The organism is Carboxylicivirga litoralis, from assembly GCF_025499605.1.
Lineage (GTDB): Bacteria > Bacteroidota > Bacteroidia > Bacteroidales > Marinilabiliaceae > Carboxylicivirga > Carboxylicivirga litoralis.
The window spans coordinates 1-26,278 of sequence record NZ_JAFMVC010000035.1; the positions used below are offsets into that span (position 1 = coordinate 1).

Sequence of the window (26,278 nt, forward strand, 5' to 3'; positions counted from 1 at the left end):
ATTGCATCTTAATAAATTAAACTACTATTTCATCATTTCATATACCATGTTTGGTAGATTTATTCACCCTCTTAAAAGTCTAAAAAATGATTAAATCGAGAGATGAACTAAATCGATTTTATTTGGCAGACAAAATAGCCTTGAAAGAGCATGCATATGCTCCAAAGTGGAGAAATTTAATATTTGGGGAAGGTGACATCTATCATTTTCAATTATTGTTACGAAAGGTAGAGTACTATCACAATAAAAATAAGAATATATTTGAAAAGATATTCTTAAGTTATCTGTATCGAAAATATATTAAAAAGTCTCAATTATTAGGCTTTACTATTCCCTTGAATGTAATTAGTCAAGGTTTATCCATTGCTCACCGTGGATACATAGTTATTAATCCTGAAGCAAGAATAGGTGTCAATTGTAGAATACACCCAGGTGTTGTTATTGGCGAAAAACATGGGAAGTCACCAAAGATAGGTGATAATGTGTACATTGGGCCTGGGGCAAAAATATTTGGTGGAGTTACTATTGCGAATGGTGTTAAAATAGGTGCCAATGCAGTTGTTAATAAATCAATTATAGAAGAAAATGTAACAGTAGTTGGTATTCCAGCTCAAGTAATTAAAAAATAATGAACCTTTCATTTATAACTACCATGGCCGGCCATGCCTGGGGCGGCAGCGAAGAATTATGGGTAAAATTGGCCCATGATGCCTTAATTGATGGTCATCAAGTTGAATGCTCCGTGTTTAACTGGGGGCAATTGCCACCAAAAATACAGGCACTGCAAGTGGCCGGTGTCGCCGTCCAAAAACGTTCACGTTTTATCTATCCTGAGCTACATAAAAAGCCCTGGGGTAAAATTATTGAGCGTACCATAGCAGCAAAGCAACTATCCAAACATCTGGCGAATAAGGACTTTGCCCTGATCAGCATGGGCGGCTTTTGCGATTTAGAGGTGGATGCATTTCGTAAACCTTTACTTTCTGCTAAGGCACCTTTCTCTATTGTTGTTCACGTTAATCCTGATGACTATTACCTTAATACTCATAAAATTTCAGAAATAATAAAAGTGTGCCAAAAGGCGCACAAGGTTTATTTTGTAAGCAATCGACTCAAAGAAATTGCCATTCGTCAAACAGGCTATAGTTTTCCTAATGGAGAATTAATCATTAACCCGGTAAATATGTCGGAAGTTGGAGTTCTCCCCTATCCGAAAACAGACACATTACAAATGGCTTGCGTTGGTCGACTGGATGCAAAAGTGAAAGGACAGGCAATAGCTCTCCAATGCCTGGCAGATATGCAATGGAAACAACGTGACTGGCATTTAAACATATATGGAACTGGACAAGACCTTAACTACTTTAAATTGTTATGTAAAAACTTTGGTATAGAAAATCGGGTTTCATTTCATGGTTTTACTAATGATATTCGGAAAGATATTTGGGCCAATAACCATTTACTGCTAATGCCATCCTATTTTGAAGGATTACCAATAGCCTTAGTTGAAGCCATGTTATGTGGACGAACGGCTGTAGCTACAGATGTGGGGGGGAATGCCGAAATATTGAAAGATAATGAAACCGGCTTTATAGCGATGGCTGCCAACAAAGGGGCATTTAGCGAAGCACTTGAGCGAGCATGGCAGCAAAACCATCAGTGGAAAGAGATGGGCGAAAATGCTTATTCATCCTGTTATCGTTTTTTTTATGACTCAGGCCATCCAAAACACATTAATGATATTCTACCGAAATGAATCCATTAGTATCGGTTATTATCCCTAATTATAACAGGGAAAATTATATAGAGCAATGCATGCAGTCGGTCGTTGAGCAAAGCTACCGCCCCATTGAATTAATAATTGTGGATGATGGCTCCAGTGATAACTCGATAGGTGTTATTAAAGCGTTTCAGTCAAAATTTAAAGATACCACAGGTTTTGATATAAAACTATTAGAACAGAGAAATAGCGGAGCCCCCCGTGCACGAAACTATGGTTTTGAACAATCCAATGGCGAATTTATTATGTGGCTCGATTCAGATGACTTATTACTACCCCATAAAATTGAATCTCAAATTAACGCATTTACAAAAGAAACCGATGTTGTGTATTCGCGGGCTCAATTTTTTAATGAAACACCAGATAAATTGATGGATGAGTATTGGGGGCGTGCCCCTCAAGGTAATTCATCCGATTATTTTGAGTTCCCCTGGCAAACCATGTGTGCTTTATATAAGCGTTCAGCTATACAGAAATATGGGATGTGGAAAGAGCATATAACTTTTAATCAGGATTGGGAATTTTCTATGAGGTACTTGATTCTGTCTTCTACCTTTTTCCTAGATAATATTTCTTCATTGTTCCGACAGCACGAAGGCGATCGAATTGGAAAAAAAATTTCAATTGATAAAATCAAAAGTTTAAGTACTATTCTTTTTGACATTTATCAATTAAGCTTCAAACATAAGCTAATTGATTATTATTTAATCAAACGTTATCGAAGCCGATTGATGTATTGTGCCATACAATATGCAGCCTTAGGTGCCAAATTTGAGAGAAAGCAGTTATTTAATCAACTCGCCGAATATGGACTTTCGAATATTCAAACCAAAATAGTGAAACTAATAAGTTATAAATACTTAAATACTTTTATCCTAAAGAAATAGAATCAATATCATGCTCTTTAACTCAGTCGAATTCGCCATCTTTCTTCCAATAGTATTTGCCATTTATTGGAGATTGAAAAACAGTACCAAAGCGCAAAATATATTAATACTGGTTGCCAGCTACCTTTTTTACGGATGGTGGGATTGGCGTTTTTTATCGCTAATTGCCTTTAGTACCTTAATAGACTATATTGTTGGCATACAACTACAGAAAACTGAAAAAAGAAAACAACGTAGGAACTGGTTATTGTTAAGTTTATTGGTTAATCTTGGTTTTCTGGGCTTTTTTAAATACTATAATTTCTTTGCTGACAACCTGGTTGAAGCCTTTACTTTTTTTGGACAATCCCTGAGTTTACAATCCTTGAATATCATCTTGCCGGTTGGTATTAGCTTTTATACCTTTCAAACCTTAAGTTATTCAATAGATATTTATCGAAGAAAGCTGGAACCAGCGAAGGATCTCATTGCCTTTGCTTCGTACGTTAGCTTTTTTCCACAATTAGTAGCCGGGCCTATTGAACGTGCAACCAATCTGCTTCCTCAATTTTATAAAAAGAGAGAATTTACCTATAGCAATGCGAGTAATGGGATGCGTCAGATATTATGGGGCTTATTTAAAAAAGTGGTCATTGCTGATAATTGCGCCAACATAGTCAATCCTATTTTTGAAAATTATCAAGACCAACACTCTATAGTGCTTGTTTTAGGGGCAGTATTATTTGCCTTTCAAATTTATGGTGATTTCTCAGGCTATTCTGATATAGCCATTGGTGTTAGTAAACTGTTTGGCTTTAATTTAATGACCAACTTCCGTACGCCTTATTTTTCAAGAGATATTGCCGAGTTTTGGCGCCGCTGGCATATTTCCCTCTCGACCTGGTTCCGCGATTACCTTTATTTTCCACTGGGAGGAAGTCGGTGCGGAGTTACTCGAGGCATTCGAAATACCTTTATAATTTTCCTGGTTAGTGGTTTCTGGCACGGTGCCAATTGGACCTTTGTGGTTTGGGGTGGATTAAATGCCTTGTTCTTTTTGCCCTTGTTTTTAATGAAAAAAAACAGAAAAAACATAGCGACTGTTGCGGAAGGAAAGCTGTTACCATCACTATCAGAAGGTCTGAGAATAATCTCAACCTTTGTCTTAACCAGTTTCGCCTGGATTTTCTTCAGAGCCGAAAATATTAATCATGCCTTCAACTATATCCAAAGCTTTTACCACAACCTAAACTTCAATCTAAATCTTCCACCTGGCCTCTCAATCTTTCTTCCTTTAAGCATATTGCTTGTTGTTGAATGGTTGCATCGGGAAAAAGAATTCACCCTTGAAGATTGGAACCTACCAGTTATTCCTCGCTGGTCATTCTATATTATAATTGGTACAATAATCTTGTTATTTGCACCTAAAAATCCTCAATCGTTTATATATTTCCAGTTCTAATGAAAAGATTTCTTATTAAAATATCGCTTTTTCTTATTCTTTTTATTGCACTTAATCAATTACTAGGTAATTACATAGGTAGTAAAAGAAAATTAGTGGGCTATTATCCATCCTTACGATGGGATGATTTTTATAATACAAAGGATAACACAGTCGACATAGTCTTTTTAGGCTCTTCACATTGTTACCGTAGCTTAATTCCAAATATTTTTGATAGTATATTGCAAGTCAATTCATTTAATATGGGTAGTAGTTTTCAAACACCCTTCATATCAGATTATGTACTCAAAGAAATTATCAATTATCAAACACCCGGAATGGTAATTTTAGAATTACACCATTCGACTCTTGGGGGAGCAAAAAACTTTGGTAATGCCAGCCATAATTTCGACTTTTTTAGCAATTCTAAAAACAAATACGAATTAATCATTGAAAGTATTACCCTACAAGAGCTAGGCTCCATACTTTTCCCAACATATCGTTTTAATAATCTTAAAAGTTTGATTTTTGAAAGTAAACCATTAGGATATGGTGTTGATAAAAACATTCATTCCTATTACTCTCACAAAGGATATGTTGAAACACCTACATATAAAATAGATTCACTTGTATTAAACATGGGAAGTGTTATTAATCAAGATAGCTTCAAAGACTTTCAAATTGAAGGGGTCAATAGCATTATTCAGTTATGCCAAGAAAATGATATTCGTTTGCTTATTGTTACACAGCCATATAACCCAGAATACCTCAAGACTATAGATAATTACAAGATATTTCACAACTTCGCAGATAGCATCGCGAACAGTAACCATATTGATTACATAGATTTTAACCTTAGTCCATACAAAGAAAAATTTACGTCAGATGATTTCTACGATAGTGGTCACTTGTTTAAACATGGCGCGGAGAAACTTAGCAATATGGTGGCTAATGAAATAAAAGAACGTCAGTTGTTAGATTAGGAAACAGGGCTTAGGATGTAGGTTTCAGTGTGAAAGATAGCAGGTGGGGTGAGTTGAGGTAATTAGGGTAAAAGGTGCAAGGTTTAAGTAAGTGATTAAGTTAATCACCTACTCTATTCATCTACTCGCCACATCAACTGTTAATCAACTTTTCAACTTTTCAACTCTCTTCTCATAATGCCTCTGCCATCACTTAAGGGTCGTCTGTCTGTGAAATACGCAAGGTTGTACTTTAGTGAAACTATCCGTATCTTTGAACCATGCAATCAAGCAAGAAATATAGAACAGTAATTTTCTATAAGAACTATTTCGAAGAGTTTTTCTTGAAGCAATCTGAAGAAGTTAGAGCCAAGATAATTTGGACAATACAAATGGTTGAAGAGTTAGAGCGGGTACCCGAGAATTATCTAAAGCATATAACAGCTACAGAAGGGTTGTATGAGATTAGGGAAATTAGGATGTAATATATTCAGGGTCTTCTGTTTTTTTGATGAAGGAAAATTGATAATCCTGGTAAATGGATTCCAGAAAAAGACGCAGAAAACACCCCAAAAGGAAATTGATATGGCACTTAAAATTATGGAAGAGTACAAAAATGAAAACTAAAAACAGAATGACTCTTGATGACTTTAAGGATAAGCATTACGGAGAAAAAGGAACAAGCAAACGTGATGAACTTGAAGAAGGATATGAAAATTTCAAGCTCGGCACTCTGATACATGAAGCGAGACTAGAAAAAGGAATGACGCAAGCCGAATTAGCTGAAAAAGTTGGAACAACTAAATCATATATTTCTAAAATAGAAAACAATGTAAAAGAAGTTAGACTTTCAACCTTGCAAAAAATTGTTCAACTAGGCTTAGGTGGTCACCTTGATTTGTCAATTAGATTATAATAACCTAAGATTTTATCAGTCAATTTAAACATCCCGTTTAGCACCATTGATAAATATATTCGAAAGTTAATGGCTACTAAGCTCATAGTAAGAAAAGGAAGCAAAAAAAGCAGGAGGTTATTTTGTTGTTTAATCATAAAATTCATTGTATTCTACCCCGATAGCTATCGGGGCCTAAACCCTATCACCTAATAACCTATATGCTAAATTATATAATTCGCGAACAACGCCTCTTTCTCACTCTGGCCCTTTGGATGGTCATCGGCATGGCCTCTTCCATGGCAGCCATGGTATTTATTCCACTGCACCTGTTGAGTATGCGTAACAAGGGGGCTTATCTCTTGTTTTTATTGGGTTTATGGTTCTTGTTTACCTTATCAGATAGTCGACAGGGTGTTTTTCGTTTTGCACAAAGTATTAAACCAGTTGTGTTTCTGGTGACAGCTTTTTTAATCTGGGAAGAACGGAATTACTGGCTCCAACCTACTTTCTTTAAAAGCTTCCTGCCCTTCTTTGCATTCGCAATCGTCAGTTGGCTCGAAAGCCCTATTCAGATACTTTCATTTCAGAAGATGCTCTCCTATTTTTTGTTAGTGTATATCATCCCCATGGTTGTTCAGCGTTTACTGGTTCAGGATAAGGAACGATTTTTAAAGGGTTTAATTGCTCTAGGGGGTCTTGTGCTAGGAACCGGATTGGCGCTGCGTTTTGTGGCACCCGGTTTTGTTATCTTTGGAGGAGAACGCTTTAGTGGTTTATTGGGTAATCCCAACGGACTAGGTATCTATGCCTTTTGCTTTTTAATGTTGTATATGCTTATCAGGCATTACCACCAGCAATATTTTACTAAACAAGAGCATTATATTATATTGGGAGTCATCGCACTGTCGCTTGTTTTTGCCGGTAGCCGTGGCGGCATCTTCTCGTCTGCCCTCTTTCTATTGGGCTATGTATTGTTTCAGCGCTCACTCATTATTGGTTTTAGTTTGCTGATCTCTGTCTTTGTGGGTTACCAGCTGGTGATGGCCAATGCCGTGGATATTATCTCTTCATTGGGCTTAGAAGAATATTTTCGTCTGGAAACACTGGAAAAGGGCTCCGGTCGCCTGGTGGCCTTTGAGTTTGCCTGGAAACATATTCAGTACAACTACTGGTGGGGTAAAGGGTTTGCATATACAGAATACCTAATGCATCAATATCGAGATTATTTTGAAGGGCTTGGTCACCAGGGCAATGTGCACAACTCCTACCTGACTATGTGGTTAGATGTTGGTTTAGTTGGCCTAATCGCTTTTGTGTGGGGCTGGCTCAGAAATTTCTATAAGGCTGCGCAATCCTCACCTTTAGCCTGGGCCGTGTTATTCGGTATCGCATTAACCACCACCGTTGAGTCCTGGCTGGCCGCCAGTATGAATCCTTTTACCATTCAGCTGGTGATCATTCTGAGCCTATTGAGTATGAAGGAGTTTTATGAGAATAAGGATCTAGGTTTTAGGGAATAGGAATTAGGAACTAGGTTGTAGGAAATAGGATATAGGATATAGGGGTTAGGTTTTAGTAGAATAGGATGATATGAGTGATTTTGGATTTAAGGAATTGATTGTATGGCAAAAAGCCATGGATTTGGCTGAAAAGTGTTTGTGCATTGCTGATAGTATAAAAGGGCACTATCGAATTGTTGAGCAGTTAGAATCTTGCTCGTGCTCAGTTCCACAAAATATTGCTGAGGGTAAGGGACGGTATTCTCAAAAAGAATTCATTCATTTCCTTCATATAGCGAGAGGTTCACTTTATGAAACAATTACTGTTTTGATCTTACTTGAGCGTCAAAACTTAATCAACCAAGAGCAACTTGTAGAGGTAGAAGAATTAGGCCTCGAAATTGTAAAAATGATCAATGCACTAATTACCTCAAAACGCACCTAAACCCTATCCCCTATAACCTATAAACTATGCCCTACATAGCTCCTGACAGCGTTTAGGAAGATGAGGAATCGATTTTTTTTCTGATGATTTGATAAATAGAGGAATTGAGGAATTCAATAAATTGAGTAGATGAGATGGTACCTTCAATTCCTTTCACCCTAAACCTCGTACCTTTCACCCTGCACCCTAAGATCTACATCCTATCCCCTATAAACTATGCCGTAAATTGCTCCTGACAGCGTTTAAGGAGATGAAGAATGGTTTATTGAGGAATTGGCTAATTGATGAATTAGAAAACGTAAACTAAACTTCACGCCCTACACCCTGTACCTTACGCCCTACATCCAATCCCCAATACCTTGTACCTTTTACCCTATACCTTGCACCTCATATCATCCTGATTAAGGTTTCTACCCATCTTTCCGGCGTCCAGCTCATCCCTTTCTCAAAAGAAGCGGTCGCCATATCTCTTAGGTCACTATCGTTGGCTTGCATCATACACTTTAGAGCGTCTTTTAAAGCGTCTTTACTCCCTTGCTGAAACAGGTAGCCATTCTTTCCATCTTCCAGAAACATAGTTGCTGAACCAACTGCTGATGATATCACCATTGGGAAACCCGCTACTGCCATTTCGTGTGTGACCACGCCCCATGGTTCAAAGTCGGATGGTAATACAAATACACCTGTTATTTTAAGGTATTGGTGCATATCTGCCGGTTGCACAAAACCATGGTGATGTATCTTTTCATGGATGGGGCGTTCATCAAACAGATCCCCCATGCCCAGACAATGTAGTTCCCAGTCGGTCAATCCCTCCTCCTGTAATTCCAGAAAAGCTTCAAAGAGCTTATCAATCCCTTTTTGTGGAATATAGCGTCCCACGTATAGCAAGCGTTTAGGGATAGCACTTCCCTCCTTCAATTTTTCCTGTCCCAGAGGCTTAAATACCTTGGTGTCGGCACAATAAAAGCCCGTCTCTACCTCCTTAAAGCCCAGTTTGTGAGCATAAGCTTTCTGCGGTTCACCCGGCACCCAGGCCTGGCTAAACACAGTATGCAGTTTAAAGGGCGCTGCCAGACAAGCCAGTCGCTGTTTCAGGTTCCCATGCCACTGGTTATCCATCGACATCACTGTTGGAACTTTGCCTTTATAATGCTTGCAAATAGTGACATAACCCTTATCCACCCATCCACTGCAGATAATAATATCCGGTTCTATGCTATTTATCTTTTCCAATAAGGTGGTGTCATCATACGCATCCCGCTCATAGATACTAATGCGTTTATCAATAGCGAATTGAAATGGCGCCTCTTTATTTACCGGCCAGCGCACCACATGCACGCTCACATCGTCTTGTTTCGCCAATTCGTTAATGCAAGCCACAAAATAACCTGCCAGTTCTGTATATAGAAATAGTATGTTCTTTTTCATTTTATTTATTTTCCCCAAACCTGTCAGCGTACTTGTATTCCGAATTAACGGAACGACTTGTCCCGATACTTCGGGAAGCTCTGTCAGTGTTTTGAATTAATTATTTAAGTTCTTAACCTTAAACCTTGCACCCTAAACCCTGCACCCTAAACCTTATTCCTTACACCTTTCACCTCAAACCCTATTTTTGTGGTTCCTCATTTAAGCTCCAATCTCCCCTTTATATAATTCATCAATTGGAAATACCAGATCGTAATCATTCCAATTAAGGTTACCATCTATTAAAGAGAAATTGGAGAACATTTTTTCATTTAGATATTTTTTAATTGATGGATGTAACGCTTTAGATAAAAAAGGTTTAAAATCCACCAATTTTTCTTGACCATCACTAAAGGTTATACGTATGGCATAATCTGACAAATATTTGGCAGAGTCAATTCTAATGGGTTTTATACCACTGCCAGTGTCTTTATATTGTACTACTATCCTCATTATAATCGCTTTGTAATTTTCTCAAACTGAACATCCTTATGATAGACAAAGTAATTAATCCATTTTTCAACTATTTTGTCAGCATACTTCTCAAGGAAAACTTCAAAATCTTTTAAATCCTTTCCCTTTAGCGGACGTGCAGCTGAGATATTTGTAACTTTAATCTCTGAAATAATACCATCAACAATAAAAAACTCAGCCTTACTCTCAAACTCACCCTTTTTCGCATGAACATGAATAGGTTCGTGCTCATTGGAGTAGAAAAATACAAGTATACCTAAATATTCAAATATCTTTGGCATTATCAAGTTCTTATTAAATCGCTTATACAAATTTACAAATTCTCTGCTCTAACTAAAATAGTAATAAACTGAAAGAATGATTAGTCGAGTAATTAATAAGTTGATGAATTGAGTAATCGAGGAGTTGAGTACTTATAGTTACTCAATTTTTCATTTCCTCACTTCCTCAATTTATTGTTCAGCCACTCTACCATAACAACACCCCCATCGCCTTTTAGGCACTTCCCCCTAAAAAGGGGAAGATTGATTTGCAACTTATTTAGACTAACGAATCAACAGTTTGTTTATATCGCAATTAATCAAATTGTCAATTTCTCAATTAAATCTTTAACCTTATCCCTTGCTCCTTATACCCTTAACCCTACACCTTTAACCCTCTAACCATTCTTCAAGCACCACCAACGGCCATATACGTGAAAACGTCACTGTCGGGTCATCATTCTTAAACTGCTGCCATAAACCATGTACCGCTGTCTCATTAAAAAAATCACGCTGTGAAAGGCTGTATAGTCGTTCATCTGCAAAACCATGTAATTCATTCTTCAGCCAGTGGCGCCAGGGGAAGGTAAAACCCATCTTAGGGCGATTAACAATGTAATCGGGTAAGAGGTCGGGCATGCTTTCCACCAGTAGCTTTTTAGGCGATGCCGGGTATTTAAAGGAATCAGGTAAAGCCAATAGATACTCAACTAATTCATGGTCCAGAAAGGGCACTCTTACTTCCAGGGCATGGGCCATGCTCATCTGATCGCTATCGCGCAAGAGTATATTCTGCATATAGGTCGTTAACTCTCCTATTGACACATTGCTCAAAACATGTTGTGGCTTATTAACGATTAAATCCTGTAAATAATTAGCCGGATGATGTTCTGGTAATACCTCACGATTTAATATCCCACCCAACTGTTCGTCCAGGAGAGCCTGGCGCGAGACCGAAAATACTTTGGCAAACTGATAATCGGGCATGGCTAATAAGGCTTTTAGTTTTGAAGAGGCCACACCCGGTTTGACTTTGCTCAACAACTCTCCCATCCCTTTGCGTAAAGTATAAGGCATCTTCCAGAACCATTGTTTACCATGGAGCGCTTGCATCCTTTTAAAGATAGGGTAACCGGCAAACAACTCGTCACCACCCAAACCGGATAAGGCCATGGTCACTCCGGCTTCCTTTGTCACCTTAGATACCAGCCAGGTATTAGGACCGTCACCACTGGGATGATCCATACCCTTTAAGGCTTCGGGAAGGTAGTTCAGAAAATCGTTTGGTGATAGTTTTATCTCCGTATGGTCAGTTCCATTGAGTTGAGCGATATGACGTGCATACTTAGCTTCGCTGAATTCTTCCTCAGCAAAGGAGATATTAAAGGTCTTGATTGGTGCATTGGATACTCTTGCCATAGCGCCTACAATAGCGCTGGAATCGATTCCCCCGGATAAGAAAGCACCAAATGGCACATCTGCCACTAAGCGTCGTTCAACGGATTGAAAGAACAGCTTTCGTACGTCACCTTTCGCTTGTTCGTAGCTTAAATCCCTGACAGGATTAACCTTCGGGCGCCAGTATTCCTTCAATACAGGTTGTTCGCCTGGTTTAAAGGTCAGGATATTACCTGCTTTCAGCATAAACACATTCTTCAGAATGGTTGCCGGAGCCTGCACTGTTTGGTAACGCAGGTAATCCACCAGGCTGTCAGTATCAATCTCTTTGGCCGGAATGCCAGAGGCCAGTAACGATCGTACTTCGGATGAAAAGACCAATTGTCCATTGGTATAATGCCAGTAAACAGGTTTAATACCCAGTCGGTCGCGCACCAGTGTCAACTGCTTTTCGTGATGATCCCATATGGCAATGGCAAACATACCGTTAAAGCGGTTGACACAATCGACACCCCATTGTTGCCAGGCCGCCAGTATCACCTCACTGTCCGTAGTGGATTTAAAGGGGTAATCCAGTTCTTTCTTTATCTCCAGGTAATTATACACCTCGCCATTAAAGACCATGGTGTAACGACCATCTGGTGTCGTCATGGGCTGGTGACCTGCAGGCGATAAATCAATAATCATCAGACGCCGATGCCCCAATGCCACCACTTCATCGATATAGGTACCTTCATCATCCGGTCCCCGATGCTGCATGGCTGCATTCATCCTTGATAAACGCTCCTGCTTATCTGTTATGTTTGATATAATTCCGTTTATTCCACACATAAAAATCGGTTTAAGGTCGAAGGTTTAAGTTCTAGGGACATCTTGCACCCTACATCTTACACCTTGTACCTTGTATCATTCCACAATTTAATTAGGTCTGTTGGGGTTTAAGGTTGGAGGTCAAAGGTTTAGGGTAATATCCTTTCACCCTGTACCCTTAACTTTTTACCCTGTACCCTTAACCTTTTACCTTGTACCCTTAACTTTTACCTTGTACCCTTAACTTTTACCTGATATTCTTGTTTCTCACTTGTATTAATTTATAGAGCATTGAAGAAATACTTTCACATTCTCTTTCGATATGAATGTATGTTTTTCTGTCAATGTATTCAATTTTGTGGGCTATAATAGCTTGGGTTAAAAGTTCTGCAGATGAACCTTTGGCAATGTAAAAATGCCTGATAGCCTGTCTTGACGTATCTAATTCGTCGCCCTCTCCGATATTAGAAGGAATCGAAACAGCTGACCGTTGCATCTGGTCCTTTAGACCGAAATCTTTAGCTAATGGACCCTCTTTTGTAATTTTATAGACATAGACAGCCAAGTCTTTAGATTTCTGCCACACCTTCAATTCCTGAAAATTACCCATCGCTTTTTTTATTGTTCAACTTTCATGTATTTCTTTGTACCTCACACCTCTTACCTTATACCCTGCACCTCTAACCCTTTAACTCAAATCCTACATTTTAGACCTCCCACCTTTAACCCTACACCTATAACCTTTAACCCTACACCTTTAACCTTACACCCTGCAACTTATACCTTTAACCCTTTACCCTACACCTTATACCTCCTACCCAAATAAACTATTGTATTGTGCTTTTAGCTCCGCATTATTCACAAAGCCCTCTGCCCTTTTCCTGGCTCCCTCACACCAGCTATTAAACTCTTGCTGCTCCATCTCCACAAGTGCACCAAGCACCGAACACCAATCACTTCCTTGCTCCTTTAACCTTTCACCTTCTTCCTTATTCCCTACACCTTTAACCTCAAACCCTTTACCTTGTACCTTTAATCCTATGTCCCACCCACTCTTATCATCTCTAAGCTTTTTCCATGGCGTCTGATCACTGATTAACACCGGTCGTGCGGCACTGAGGCTTTCCAGTATCACATGGCCAAAATTCTCACCACGTGTAGGCATAAACAAGGCGTGGTAATTTTGAATGGTCTCTCCCACCAGCTCTGCATCCACTGTGCCTTTATGCTCTACTCTTATGTTTGAAGGTAGTACACTAATCATTTCCTGGCAAAGTTTCCAATAGGCATCGCTGTATATCTGTCCATATAAATCAAACTGAATAGTCCCCTCAAAGTCATTCAGCTCTGCTAAGCGCTCCAAAGCAAACAAAGTATTCTTCTCGGGTGCTATGCGCGCCAGGCTCACCAGCTTCAAATATCCTTGCTTTTTTTCTAAAGACTTCAGCTCAGGCAAAACCTTCTTGGGCAGATTATCCGCCACCTGTACCCTGCACTTTTTACCTAATACACCAATTATATCTTGTTCTTCCTTTTGATTCGTCGCATGAAACACCACATTTTTGTAGAGACCGGCCATACGTGCTGCTTTCAGGAATAAGCGCTTCTTCCCTCCTTTCACATCAATGGCACTCTGTGCCAGCATGCCCCTTGCCGCCACGATTACCTTCGGCAGTGGAGCCTTTTTAGCCACTACTAATGGCAGAATAGAGAATTTCCAGGAATACACCCCATTGATATAGACGATATCCGGTTGAATCTCATCCATCAACTTATTAAAGCTAGCTTTGTTTTGAAGAGCCTTATCTGCGTAAAAAACCTTGACATTTTCAGCAAAGGATTCCCAGCAGTTACTTTTTACAGTGGTATAGGGTGTTGACTCCGTGTAGTCGGTATTACGCGTGACGATGTAAAAGGCATAATCCTCCTTTAAATACTCCACCATATTGGCCATAGAGCGCACTGGTCCACCTGCTTTATAACCCGGTAAAAACCAATCGATAAAAATAAGAATTTTTTGTTGGGGTGTTTGTGAATTCATAACTACGAAGATAATATAAAGTCTGGAGACCGAAGTCCGAAGACCGGTGAAAATAACAAAGGCAGAAGACGGAAGAAAGCAGTCAGAAGTCCGGTGAAAGTATATAGGCTGATACGGCCCTTCATTATATTACGGATGTCATCTTTATAAATATATTGCCAATAAAGATGACATCCGTTTCTTTCAATATTTTTTTACTTCATGCCGCTCAATGCTCCACTAGTTCGACCATTGAGCGGGATTGCAGAACGCGGTCATCAAGCTACTCCCTGTGCGCGGTTGCCGAGCGGAGTCGAGGTAGAGTCGAAGGGGATGTCGAGATGGAGTCGAAGGGGATGTCGAGATGGAGTCAAGATGAAACTAATCTGCTATTCAACTTTTAAGTCAAATACTATATTTTACTATTAATAAGTACTACTTATACTTATTTTACTATCTTAGTTAACGTAATTATTAACCCGAACTGCCCGAATCTTGAAAAAACTGTCAGGTAGTTTACAAATCACAACTCATGAAACGATTATTTATCCCTTTAATCTTAACATTATTGTTGGGTATTGGGGCATGTGTTCAACAAGGTAGTAAATACCAGGTTGATCAAATCTACAATGGTTTTAAGCTGGTAGAAAAGCGCTTTGTTAAAGAAGTAAATGCAGAGTGTCTGTATTTTATCCACGAGAAAAGTGGAGCGCGCTTGTTTAAAGTAGCAGCCGACGACCCTAACAAACTGTTTAACATCGCTTTTAAAACAGCACCGGAACACGATTACGGTACGCCTCACATTATGGAGCACTCTGTATTAAATGGTTCTAAAAACTTCCCGGTGAAGAGTCCTTTCGATGTCTTAACCAAAGGCTCTCTTAACACCTTTTTAAATGCCATGACTGGCTCGGATATTACCACCTACCCGGTAGCCAGTATGAACGACAAAGATTATTTTAACCTGATGCACGTCTATCTGGATGCGGTTTTTAATACACGTATCTATGACGATCCTCGTATCCTTCAGCAGGAAGGCTGGCACCACGAACTGGATGATGTGAATGGTGATGTGGTGTATAAAGGGGTGGTATATAACGAGATGAAAGGTTCTTTCTCGTCGCCAACACGCGAACTGGACTACCAGGCCAATAAAATTTTATTCCCTGATAATACCTATGGTGTGTCTTCAGGTGGTTACCCAACAGAGATTCCAAAACTGACTTATGAATATTTCATCAATTTCCATAAGAAATTCTATCACCCGTCTAATTCCTACATCTTGCTATATGGCGATGCCGATTTGGATAAGGAGATGGCCTTTATCAATGAGAACTACCTGATTAACTACGACCAATCGGATAAGAAGGTGGAGATTCCATTACAGAAGCCTTTTGATGCCATGAAAGTGGCCGAGAAGACTTATCCTGTGCCTGTTGGCTCTGATACAAAAGATAAATCGTACATCAGTATGAACTTTGTGATTGGCCAGAGCACCGATGTGGATCTGTGCATGGCTTTCCAGGTGATTACAGAAGCTTTAGTAAGCCATGAGTCAGCACCTGTGCGCCTGGCATTACAGGAAGCAGGTATTGGTAAAGATGTTAGTTGCTATTTTTCTGAGTCGAAGCAAAACATATTGGAGATACAGGTGAAGAATGCCAACCCTGAAGATCAGGGCCGTTTTAAAGAGGTGGTGTTTGACGCCATCGAAAAAGTGATTGCTGAAGGTTTTGATAAAGAAACAGTGGAGGGAATTATCAACCGCATGGAATTCAGGATGCGCGAAGGTGATACACCTCAAAAGGGTATTATGATTGCGTTCTCCAACTATCAGGGCTGGTTCTTTGCCAATGATCCATTCTTAGGTCTGGAGTATGAAGCACCTTTAGCTAAGGTAAAAGAAGCCTTGAACACCAATATGTTGGAAGAACTTTGTCAGAAACATATTCTGGATAACCCACACGCGCTATTAATTACGCTTAAACCTGAGCCAGGCTTACAGGATAAGATAGACGCTCAAGTTAACGAAGAACTAAAGGCGTATAAAGCGTCGTTGAGCAAAGAGGAAAAAGAAAAGCTGGTGGAAGATACCAAAGCTTTAATTGCCTACCAGAAAGAAGAAGACTCACCGGAAGATTTAGCCACCATTCCTATGTTGACCCTGGCTGATATCTCTCCTGAAGTAGAATGGTACCCTATAGAAGAAAAAGTGGCCAATGAGGTACCGGTATTACATTTCAACGAGTTTAGCAGTAATATTTTATACAGCAGATTGTATTTTGATTTGTCGGTATTGCCACAGGAGTTAATCCCTTATGCACAGCTGCAAACCGCCTTGCTGGGTAAATTAAATACCGAGAACTTCACTTACGGTGAATTGGATAATCAGTTAAACATCCATACAGGTGGTTTCTGGACCGGCTTAAGCGCTTACATCGAAGACAATGATATTCATAAAATGGCGCCTAAATTAAGCGTCACATCAAAAGCGACAGAAGCTAAGGCAGAGAAGATGTTTGAATTAATATCGGAGATTCTAACGACCACCAAATATGACGATGAAGAGCGTTTGAAATCCTTATTAACGCGTCACCAGGCCCGCACTGAGTCATTCATTAAGAACAATGGCATCAACGTGGCCTTAACACGCTTAAGCTCGTATTATTCGCCGGCTGGCATGTTTAATGAGGAGACGAATGGTTTGGACTATTATCAATTTATCACCGCTTTAACGGATAACTTCGATGACAATAAAGCAGAGGTGATTGCCAAACTTCAACAGACTGCTGAGCTTTTATTTAACCGTCATAACGTAACAGCAGCAATTACTTGTTCTGAGGACAATTATCCGGCGTATACGGCTGGTTTAAATACCTTCACCGCTCATTTATCTGATGAAGCGGTTTCGAAAGCAACGTGGTCATTTGAACCACAGCCTAAAAACGAAGGACTGATGTCATCATCCAAGGTACAATATGTTGTTCAGGGTTATAACTTTAAAGAACTGGGCTACGACTACAACGGTAAGATGCGTGTGTTAAACCAGATTCTTTCGCGCGATTACCTGCAGACACAAATACGTGTGGTAGGTGGCGCCTATGGCGGTTTCAGCGGTTTCTCATCGACTGGTAATGTGTATTTTGCTTCCTACCGCGATCCTAACCTGGCAGAGACATTGGAGAATTATGACGGTACGCCTGATTTCTTAAATACTTTTAACGCTGACTCAACGGAGATGACACGCTTTATTATTGGTACTATCTCTCGTCTGGATGGTCCGATGACCGTTTCTCAGAAAGGTAATACGGCTTTCTCTCGCTACTTTAGAAAGACTACGCTTGAGGAGCTTCAGGCTGAACGTGCAGCTATCTTAGCCACTACATCAGAAGACATTAAGAATATGAATAAGATGGTAGAAGATGTGTTGAACAAAGATATCTACTGCGTGTATGGTAGTAATGCCAAGATTGAAGAGAACAAAGATATTTTCAACTCTATTATGCAGGTGGTTCAATAGCAACTATCTATTGGTATGATTTTAAAAGGCGCTGTATGGCGCCTTTTTTTGTAAATATTTATCTAAGTATCAAAGGGCTTTAAAATCAATCCCTCTAAAAATTTCAACCATTTACGTGTCGCTCATATCATCCCCCTTCTCCAAGGGGGAAAAATTCGTTTTATCTATTTAAAAGCTGGTGACACCAATTAACTAAAGATGTATTGATGATGAGTTTAAAAATTTTATTCCCCCTTGGAGAAGGGGGCGTTGAAGAAAAGAAGTTTATAGATGAGCGAATCAGGGGGATTGATTAAACTCAATAATTCAAGTCATCCTGCAAGTTACCTGACCGTAAGAAGGGTGTTTAAATCCACTATTTGACATCATGCAATAATATCTGCCTAAAATTTAATATTATTGTATAAGGATAAGTATAACCTGTGGATTCATCGTTTCAAACACATATCAGACTACTCAAGGTTGGCATTCTATTGATCCTATTTATTTTTAGTTTGCCAGGCAAAGGCCAGGATACGACCAATGTTTTCATGAAGACCTGGCATAGCATTGATTCCCTTGTTACGGGCTCGGTTAATTCGGAGAGTAAGATAATTCCGGCACCTATGTTTAACCCAACCATGGGAACTGGTATTGCTGTACTACCCGTTTATGTGTATCGCCTGAAGGGCACGGATGAAAGTACTCATCCATCGACGTCGCAGGGTATTTTGTTTTTTAATTTCTCCGGCTCCTTTATGGCCGGGGCTAAACAAACGCTGTATTTCAACCGGAACAAATACTGGCTGGATGTATACGCGGGTTATGCCTCCATGAGTTTTGACCATTACATGAATGATACCAGGGTTAAAGAAGAAGTGAAATTTAAAGGTTTTGTATCTAATATTTCATTTGCTTTTAAGGTCGGTCAACATATGTTTATTGGCCCTATTATGAGCAATAATTTTGTTCTGGAAGACCTGGCAGGACGCCTTCTTGCTATCGGACAAAATGAAGATTATATGTGGTTCCATGTGCCTGGGCTAAAATACACTTTTGATAGCCGGGATAATATCTTTTACCCTGAATCGGGCTGGTTTAACTCTATCTCATACGAATCATTGATTCATCGAAAAGGTAATCCGTATAACTTTGATAAGGTATTAATCAGTGCATCGACTTACATTCCCTTAAGTGACAAAAAGGACATGATATTGGCCAGCCATGTGTTTGCTCAATTTGGTATGGGTGCATTGCCTTTGCATGAAATGGCCTCGCCGGGTGCCGCTCCAATACTACGGGGATACATCACCGGCAACTACCTGAATTCTTCAATGGTTTCACTTCAGTCGGAGTTGCGGTGGATGTTTACCGATTTTTGGGGGGCTGTGGGATTTATTGGCTACGGCTGGTTATATGATGAACCACGGGATATTGGTCATAACCTGTCACTGCCTTCAATAGGTGTTGGTGCACGCTATCGCCTTTTCCCTGCGTTTAAAATCAACCTTGGACTGGATATAGCCTTTGGTCGTGATGATAATGTGAATATCTATTTTAAGTTATCAGAATCGTTTTAACACCATCCGTCACAATCACTATATATTAAGCATATAACGATTATAAGTTATTGAACGTGCACCGCAACACAAGTAGCATGCAGCACTCACCTTTACATCCGCATGCCTAACCTATTAACATGGCAAAGCGCATCTGAAACATCTGTGTATAGCCGACTATATTAAAGCGATCTAAGCGAACCAATCCATATCCAACCTGAAACTTGGATAAAAGGGTTGGATACCAGGTGATAAAACCGGAGTACTTGGTCATGTCTCCTCCTGATAACTGACCTCTGTTGGTGTACAGGGCCGAATACCTTGCAGTAAGTTCAATCGCCCCTATCCCGCCGTTTTGGACATTCTTATCCGGCACAACGGGTGAAAAAGAGGCATTTCGGGTCATATACCGGCGGCTTTCACCTGTTAAATTGTAGTCAGCCTGCACGTAATAACCGTAAAGAGTGGGGCTACCAATCTCCTTATTGTTCAGCTTCACACTGGTAATATCACTGGATAAAAGTAAATTACGGTGGCGATAGGCCAACTCATAATTGATGGTAACAAGGCTTTCGCCGGTCAGATTTCTTAGTTGCACATACTTAGAGGCATGATAGGCCTCTGGATGCTGTCCAATGCTGGCACTATGGCGAAAGTCGCCATAACGCACACCAATCCCCAGATGCAAATCTTTATCACCCCCTTTTTTATAAAGTGGATTCAGAACCAGTCGGGTCACAAAGATGTCATTAGCATCATTCCATTTCTTAGTACTGGTCTTCAGGAATAAATCCTTGAAGTAGCCCAGCTCCATGAACACCTTATTTCGGGCAAATGAATTGTAGTATGTAACACCCCAGTTTCTGATCGGTAAGAAAGCATCCGTATTCATGCTTCTTTCAAAGCCCCCTAAATAAATCATACTGGAGACGCCCTGCAAGCCAATGGGTTCATTAGTAAGCCCCAGCACAATGTGACCGTATTTAATATCAGCATCCAGCATACAATCAAACAGGGCAAAGTCTGTTGTACTATCCGGATTAAAACCCTGATTAAAGGCTTTATAGGCGGCAGTGACCAAAAAACGCATTGGCCGCTTAAAGTTAACAGTACCACCCATACCAATGCGAACAGCCCGTATCTGACCTGATTCAACCTGAGCGTCCTGATCACCTACCTGACTGATGCTGTTTTTATCCTGCCCATAGTAGGTCACATCAAGCGCCACCAAAGCAATGGGGAGGACATTGATGGTTTTATTAGCCACTTGATACCATGGTTTTTTATTCTGAAATTCATTTCTAAGAAGGGAGTCCTGAATAAATGGCTTGGTCAGCAATGTATCTTGGGCGCAGAGTGAACCCAGGCCAATAAATAAGGGCAGTATGAATAAAATATACCTCATAAATGGAACTTTACTAGATTTGTTTATCCTATTAACACGGCAAATCGCATTTGAAACAAGCTTGTATGTCCAATTAAGTTCATGCGGTCGAGACGAATATAGCTATAACCAAACTGAAATTTTGATAGTAATGTTGGATACCAGGTGATGAAACCGGAATATTTTGACATATCACCGCCAGTTAAATTTCCTACATTGGTTTTTAATTCTGAATACCTGAAGGTCAATTCAATGGCTCCAATGCCACCGTTCTGCACATTTTTGGCTGGCACAATTGGTGAAAAGGTTGCATTGCGTGTCATATACCTTCGACTTTCACCGGTAAGCGTATAATCGGCCTGAACATAAAAACCGTTTAAGGTGGGACTGTCCAGCTCTGAATTGTGCAACTTTACAGTAGTGATTTCACTGGTTAGCAACAGGTTGCGCTGACGATAAGCCAGTTCATAATTAAACGTAATGGTTTCTTCTGCCTGAATGGCCGGAATGACCACATACTTTGAAGCGTTATAAGCTTCCGGGTGTTGGCCTAAAGAACCGCCGTGTCTGAAATCACTATATCGAAATCCTATACCTAAATGCAAATCTTTTTCGCCACCTGCTTTATACAAGGGATTTGCTGTTAGTCGGGATACATAAATATCATTGGCATCATTCCATTTATAGTATTTATTCAAAACATTCAGATCTTTAAAGTAACCGGCTGCCCAGAATATTTTTTCTTTTGCAAACGAATTATAGTAATACAATCCCCAGTTACGGGCCGGGAAAAAAGCATCAAGGTGCATGGCCCTTTCTACACCTCCCAGATATATGAGGCTGGCTGTTCGCTGTAAACTAATAGGCTCTTTAGTGTAACCCGCAACAATGTGCCCATATTTTGTATGGGCATCTAACATCAAATCATATAAAGCAAAATCGGTGGTGCTATCGGGGTTAAACCCATGATTAAATGCTTTGTATGCTCCTGCTATCAAAAAGCGCCACTGTCGTTTTAAATTTATTGTCCCCCCAACACCAAATCGAACTGCTCTTATTTGTCCGGTTTCACGAGTGTTGTCCTGATCACCTACTTGCTTAATGCTATTGGCATCTTGTCCATAATAGGTGACATCTAAGGCCACTACCGCCATTGGTAAGAAACTTACCTTTTCATTACCAAACTGATACCAGGGTTTTTTATTCTCAAATTCACTTTTCAGAATAGAATCCTGAAGAAATTCAGGTGACTTTTGTTGGTTTTGTGCACTTAGCCCACCGCTAAATAGCAATACTAAGAATGAAATACATATGAATCGCATGAATCTGACTTTGGTTAAAATGTTAGCTTCAAGTTATTCACAATAATTATTTTATTCAAGTACAATGAAATAATATGCCATCACAAGACGCTATAATGTGGGTTAACGCATTCCTTGCTAAGAAATGGGTAAAGAAATTATGCATAAAAATCTTTGACAATCTTGTGCATCACCTTATTGGTGCGGATAGCACTTTCGGCCATGCTGTCGCAATTACCGATTCCCTGTAATGTTTCCACGACTTGCTTAATCAGATTATACTGAATGTTTTCAGGGTTGAGATAAGGATACTCTGTCACTTCTCCATCTTTATATAATATAACAGGTTCATGTTTGAAACTGGACAATTGTATTTTGCCTTTTGTTCCAACCACTTCTATTATATCTTCTTCAGCATCTTTATTACTGACAAACGACCAGATGCCATTCCCCACAACACCCGTTTCAAACTGCATGGAGGCACTAACAGTATCTTCCACCTCATAATAGCCACCACGGTTGGCAGCTACGCCAAACACGGCTTTAATCGGTCCAAATAGAAAATCAAGGAAGTCGAGCTGGTGAGAGGCTAGATCATAAAATATGCCACCACCCGAATGCTCGGGCTGCAGACGCCATATATTTTCCACTTGATTAATTTCATACGATTTGGCAGGCCGTATCAGGCGCATATTAACATACAATGTTTGGCCGATAACACCGTCATTAATTAACTCTTTAACTTTAAGGAAACCTGGTAGAGTACGCCTGTAATAGGCCACAAATAAAGGAACACCTGTTGCCTGACTAACCTGAAGCATTTGTTGGGCTTGCTCATAGGTGGCTGCCATTGGTTTTTCTACATATACCGCTTTCCCGGCTTGCATGGCCCTTATTGCATAATCGGCATGAACTCCCGGAGGTGTTGCAATGTATATTGCATTGATATCCGGATTATTAATGATATCATCAGCTCTATTAGTCCATTGTGGCACACCGTGGCGACTAGCATATGATTCAGCTAAACTACCATCTCTTCGCATCACTATCTGCAAGCTACTACCCGATACCTTATTAAAGGCCGGTCCGCTTTTAACCTCGGTCACATTACCGCAACCAATAATACCCCATTTAATCCGTTTCAGCATAATTGTTTTCCTTGAAGCCATTAAGGTAATGGTTTCTGAGAAATTTTGCATCACATTGTTAGCTTGTATGTTTATAATGACTAACATGCCTAAACTGTATGGGAATTTATCGCTTAAATCAATGCCCCTAAGTATTTCAACTAACAAGTGTCATTCATATTATTAACAAACGAACTAAAATCAATGAATACAAAGTGTGTTTTTTATTATTAAGAAGTAGTAGTTTTCTATTCCCCCTTGGAGAAGGGGGCGTTGAAGAAAAGAAGTTTATAGATGAGCGAATCAGGGGGATTGAATCTTTTCTTCCTGTTCCAATACAACACTTTCAATATGACGTATTACATTATCGAAATCTTTTTTAATATCATATTCATCAATTCTTAAAACGCAATAGCCTAAAGAGTTGAGCTTGTCATCACGAAGTTTATCTTTAGCTCGTTTAAACTGGTGAGAATACCCATCGACTTCTATAATCAGTTTTAATTTTCTACATATGAAATCAACTATGAAGTTATTAATTGCATATTGCCTGTTAAACTGGTATCCATGCATTTTTTTGGATCTTAAAGCTTCAACCCAAAGAATAATCTCACCATCAGTGGAGTTGTTTCTTAGTTCACGAGAAAAAGATTTATAGGATTTGTTATAGTTTGATTCAGTCATGCAGAAATTTAATCAATCCCCCTAAGTATTTCAACTGACAACAGTCATTCATATTATTCCCCCTTCGCCAAGGGGGAAATCTATTTATTATTAACAAACGAACTAAAAATCAATGAATACAAAGTGTGTTTTTTCTTATTAAGAAGTAGCTTTCTATTCCCACTTGGAGAAGGGGGAAGTTGAAAAAAGTTGTTATACGATAAGCGAATCAGGGGGATTGATTCCAAATTACTTAATCCCTACTTCAAATAATAATCTGAGTCAATCAGCTTATTTTTATCATTGGCATACAGCGCATAATTAAAGCCTTTGTGCAAACTATAGGCACCCACCTCACCTGCTTTATTAATGGCCAGGTACCCAATTTGGAAATCCTGATAACCTGGTATTTTCTTCACAATACGGGCAATGGCCTCTTCTACAGCTTGCTGTGGACTTAAGCCCTGATTCATCAATTCAACAACTAAGAAAGAACCCAGTGTTTTCATCACCAGTTCGCCCATACCAGTTGCCACGGCTCCTCCAATCTCGTTATCGCAGTACATACCCGCACCTATAATCGGGCTATCCCCTACACGTCCGTGCATTTTATAAGCCAGGCCACTGGTAGTACAGGCACCTGAAATATCGCCTTTCTGGTCAAGCGCTAACATACCGATAGTATCATGGTTCTCAATATTAATGAGTGGCTTATATTCTGATGTTTTTCGCCATTCCATCCACTGTTGTTTGGCCTTTTCGGTTAAGATATTTTCTTCAACAAAGCCCTCCTCTTTGGCGAATTGTAAAGCGCCATCGCCGGCCAACATCACGTGCGGCGTTTTCTCCATCACACGGCGCGCCACTGAAATTGGGTGTTTGATGTTCTCCAAGGCACAAACAGAGCCAGCATTTCCTGTTTCATCCATTATACAAGCATCAAGGGTAACAATACCGTCTCTGTCTGGTCGACCACCATAACCTACGCTCATATCATTAGGATCGGCTTCTACCACCTTTACTCCTTGTTCCACTGCATCTATTGCTCGTCCGCCATTACTTAGTATTTTCCACCCGGCTTCATTGGCCTGCATACCATTTTTCCAGGTTGAGATGGCTAATGGATGTGTTGTTGTTGAACTTGTATGTTTTGCTTTTTCAGTCTGACAGCCTGCGGCAGCTGCTGCCGCCACTCCTAATGTTGCTAAACCGGACTGTTTAAGAAATTTTCTGCGCGAACTCATTTGATAATTTTTTATTGGGTAATACTCTTTCTTTTTGTTTGTATATGATTGATGCGAATGACAAAAGTTTTATTTTTGACTACATCAAACCAAATGTAACGAAAATAGGTAAAGAATGACCCACAACTTAAACCTTGCACACCAAGATGAACATTTTTACGACATAATCGGTGATGTTCATGGCCATTTGGTTTTATTGCAAAAGCTTCTAATTAAGTTAGGTTACACCATGGAGAATGGTGTGTGGACACATGCGTACCGGTCGGCTGTTTTTGTTGGCGATTATATCAATCGTGGTCCTAATAGTAAAGGTGTTCTTCACCTTATCCGCGATATGGTGAAGGCTGGCACTGCTCTGGCCATTTTGGGCAATCACGAAATGAATGCTATTCTCTATTTCACCAAGGATGATGAAGGGCGTCCCATCCGTATCCCCGGCAATAACAACAGTAAGTTGCTCTATAAGTTTGCCCTTGAATACCAGGGAAATTCAGCTGCCCTGAAGCGCGATATTAAATGGCTCAGAACATTGCCTTTATACCTTAAGTTAAATGGCATACGTGTTGTGCATGCCTATTGGAATGATGCACATATCAAGAAACTTGCCACCTTATACACAAATGGTAAATTGAAGAAACGAACGTTAATGAGCTTAGTTGGCAACAGCTCTCCTGAATACAGTACAGCTTTTATTGAAACACTTAAAGGCATAGAGTTTAATATGCCTAAAGATCTACTTATCAGGGATGCCCAACATGTAAAGCGTGAAAATTTTAGGGTTAAATGGTGGAAAAATCCTAAGGGAAAGACATTTAAGAAACTGAGTTATGGCAATAAGTTTCTTTTACCCGATTACACCATTCCTTCTGAGATAATTGCGGATTATACAATCTACCCCAAAACAGCCCCAATCGTGTTTGTGGGACATTATTGCATGGGTAAAGGCCCGCTTATCCCGACCCGCAATGTTTGTTGTGTAGATGCCTGTGTGACTGGAAGCGGCCGTTTAGCTGCTTATCGATACAATGGAGAAGAGGAATTGGATGAAAGTAATTTTGTATTTGTGAAGAAGTAATACCGCATTAATAACCTGAGTTCGACGTAAAATTTCTGATTCAGATCGCTTATAAATAGTGAGTTTCAATCGAAAATTATGAAAGAATAGCGGGCTATTTTGA

23 protein-coding genes are annotated in these 26,278 nt (G+C 39.8%); 12 read left to right on the plus strand and 11 right to left on the minus strand.

Features of this window, described 5'->3' with window-relative positions; all coding sequences use genetic code 11:
* The first annotated feature begins 86 nt into the window (after positions 1–86).
* The 9 genes from J1N10_RS18880 to J1N10_RS18915 all read left to right on the plus strand — a co-directional run bounded on the left by J1N10_RS18880 (position 87) and on the right by J1N10_RS18915 (position 7,891).
* Positions 87–629, plus strand: a complete 543-nt coding sequence (locus J1N10_RS18880) for a serine O-acetyltransferase (protein ID WP_262328298.1) — start codon at positions 87–89, stop codon at positions 627–629.
* Positions 629–1,756, plus strand: a complete 1,128-nt coding sequence (locus J1N10_RS18885) for a glycosyltransferase (protein WP_262328299.1) — start codon at positions 629–631, stop codon at positions 1,754–1,756. The genes J1N10_RS18880 and J1N10_RS18885 overlap by 1 nt, the downstream gene beginning before the upstream one ends.
* The gene (locus tag J1N10_RS18890; RefSeq protein WP_262328300.1) at positions 1,753–2,667 is read left to right on the plus strand and encodes a glycosyltransferase family 2 protein; all 915 of its coding nucleotides are present in this window, start codon (positions 1,753–1,755) and stop codon (positions 2,665–2,667) included. Before J1N10_RS18885 ends, J1N10_RS18890 begins: the two co-directional genes overlap by 4 nt.
* Before the next feature lie 10 nt (positions 2,668–2,677).
* The gene (locus J1N10_RS18895) at positions 2,678–4,108 is read left to right on the plus strand and encodes an MBOAT family O-acyltransferase (protein ID WP_262328301.1); all 1,431 of its coding nucleotides are present in this window, start codon (positions 2,678–2,680) and stop codon (positions 4,106–4,108) included.
* Positions 4,108–5,070, plus strand: coding sequence for a DUF1574 domain-containing protein (locus J1N10_RS18900; RefSeq protein WP_262328302.1), 963 nt, complete (start codon positions 4,108–4,110; stop codon positions 5,068–5,070). Before J1N10_RS18895 ends, J1N10_RS18900 begins: the two co-directional genes overlap by 1 nt.
* Positions 5,071–5,508: 438 nt before the next feature.
* The gene (locus J1N10_RS21335; RefSeq protein ID WP_410053454.1) at positions 5,509–5,676 is read left to right on the plus strand and encodes a type II toxin-antitoxin system RelE/ParE family toxin; all 168 of its coding nucleotides are present in this window, start codon (positions 5,509–5,511) and stop codon (positions 5,674–5,676) included.
* Entirely contained in the window at positions 5,666–5,965 is a 300-nt protein-coding gene (locus J1N10_RS18905; RefSeq protein ID WP_262328303.1) for a helix-turn-helix domain-containing protein, read from the plus strand. The genes J1N10_RS21335 and J1N10_RS18905 overlap by 11 nt, the downstream gene beginning before the upstream one ends.
* 200 nt (positions 5,966–6,165) lie before the next feature.
* A complete protein-coding gene (locus J1N10_RS18910) occupies positions 6,166–7,467 on the plus strand; it encodes an O-antigen ligase family protein (protein WP_262328304.1) in 1,302 nt (433 codons plus the stop codon).
* A gap of 70 nt (positions 7,468–7,537) precedes the next feature.
* Positions 7,538–7,891 (plus strand): four helix bundle protein, encoded by a 354-nt coding sequence (locus J1N10_RS18915; RefSeq protein WP_262328305.1) that lies wholly within the window; start codon positions 7,538–7,540, stop codon positions 7,889–7,891.
* 387 nt (positions 7,892–8,278) lie between these two features.
* On the opposite strand, the gene J1N10_RS18920 is transcribed toward J1N10_RS18915, so the two are convergent.
* The 6 genes from J1N10_RS18920 to J1N10_RS18945 all read right to left on the minus strand — a co-directional run bounded on the left by J1N10_RS18920 (position 8,279) and on the right by J1N10_RS18945 (position 14,344).
* On the minus strand, positions 8,279–9,322 hold the full coding sequence (locus tag J1N10_RS18920; protein WP_262328306.1) for a glycosyltransferase family 4 protein: 1,044 nt from the start codon (positions 9,320–9,322) through the stop codon (positions 8,279–8,281).
* Positions 9,323–9,523: 201 nt separating this feature from the next.
* A complete protein-coding gene (locus J1N10_RS18925) occupies positions 9,524–9,814 on the minus strand; it encodes a DUF2442 domain-containing protein (protein ID WP_262328307.1) in 291 nt (96 codons plus the stop codon).
* Entirely contained in the window at positions 9,814–10,116 is a 303-nt protein-coding gene (locus J1N10_RS18930) for a DUF4160 domain-containing protein (protein ID WP_262328308.1), read from the minus strand. The genes J1N10_RS18925 and J1N10_RS18930 overlap by 1 nt, the downstream gene beginning before the upstream one ends.
* A 369-nt stretch (positions 10,117–10,485) precedes the next feature.
* Positions 10,486–12,324: an asparagine synthase (glutamine-hydrolyzing) gene (asnB, locus tag J1N10_RS18935; protein ID WP_262328309.1), complete on the minus strand. Its 1,839-nt coding sequence runs from the start codon at positions 12,322–12,324 to the stop codon at positions 10,486–10,488.
* Between the two features lie 226 nt (positions 12,325–12,550).
* Positions 12,551–12,913 (minus strand): four helix bundle protein, encoded by a 363-nt coding sequence (locus J1N10_RS18940; RefSeq protein WP_262328310.1) that lies wholly within the window; start codon positions 12,911–12,913, stop codon positions 12,551–12,553.
* Between the two features lie 204 nt (positions 12,914–13,117).
* Positions 13,118–14,344, minus strand: coding sequence for a glycosyltransferase family 4 protein (locus J1N10_RS18945; protein WP_262328311.1), 1,227 nt, complete (start codon positions 14,342–14,344; stop codon positions 13,118–13,120).
* A 511-nt stretch (positions 14,345–14,855) separates the two neighbouring features.
* On the opposite strand from J1N10_RS18945, the gene J1N10_RS18950 reads away from it, so the two are divergent.
* Both J1N10_RS18950 and J1N10_RS18955 read left to right on the plus strand, forming a co-directional pair.
* Positions 14,856–17,843: an insulinase family protein gene (locus J1N10_RS18950; protein WP_262328312.1), complete on the plus strand. Its 2,988-nt coding sequence runs from the start codon at positions 14,856–14,858 to the stop codon at positions 17,841–17,843.
* Positions 17,844–18,373: 530 nt separating this feature from the next.
* Positions 18,374–19,402, plus strand: a complete 1,029-nt coding sequence (locus J1N10_RS18955; RefSeq protein ID WP_262328313.1) for a BamA/TamA family outer membrane protein — start codon at positions 18,374–18,376, stop codon at positions 19,400–19,402.
* 106 nt (positions 19,403–19,508) lie between these two features.
* Here the strand turns inward: J1N10_RS18955 and J1N10_RS18960 are convergent, their stop codons facing one another.
* The 5 genes from J1N10_RS18960 to J1N10_RS18980 all read right to left on the minus strand — a co-directional run bounded on the left by J1N10_RS18960 (position 19,509) and on the right by J1N10_RS18980 (position 25,100).
* Positions 19,509–20,786, minus strand: coding sequence for a porin (locus tag J1N10_RS18960; RefSeq protein WP_262328314.1), 1,278 nt, complete (start codon positions 20,784–20,786; stop codon positions 19,509–19,511).
* A gap of 23 nt (positions 20,787–20,809) precedes the next feature.
* A complete protein-coding gene (locus J1N10_RS18965; protein ID WP_262328315.1) occupies positions 20,810–22,087 on the minus strand; it encodes an OprO/OprP family phosphate-selective porin in 1,278 nt (425 codons plus the stop codon).
* 137 nt (positions 22,088–22,224) lie between these two features.
* Positions 22,225–23,301 (minus strand): Gfo/Idh/MocA family protein, encoded by a 1,077-nt coding sequence (locus tag J1N10_RS18970; RefSeq protein ID WP_262328316.1) that lies wholly within the window; start codon positions 23,299–23,301, stop codon positions 22,225–22,227.
* Positions 23,302–23,496: 195 nt separating this feature from the next.
* Entirely contained in the window at positions 23,497–23,877 is a 381-nt protein-coding gene (locus J1N10_RS18975; RefSeq protein ID WP_262328317.1) for an endonuclease domain-containing protein, read from the minus strand.
* Positions 23,878–24,116: 239 nt separating this feature from the next.
* The gene (locus J1N10_RS18980) at positions 24,117–25,100 is read right to left on the minus strand and encodes a N(4)-(beta-N-acetylglucosaminyl)-L-asparaginase (RefSeq protein WP_262328318.1); all 984 of its coding nucleotides are present in this window, start codon (positions 25,098–25,100) and stop codon (positions 24,117–24,119) included.
* A gap of 115 nt (positions 25,101–25,215) precedes the next feature.
* On the opposite strand from J1N10_RS18980, the gene J1N10_RS18985 reads away from it, so the two are divergent.
* Positions 25,216–26,175 (plus strand): metallophosphoesterase, encoded by a 960-nt coding sequence (locus tag J1N10_RS18985; protein ID WP_262328319.1) that lies wholly within the window; start codon positions 25,216–25,218, stop codon positions 26,173–26,175.
* Positions 26,176–26,278: the final 103 nt, after the last annotated feature.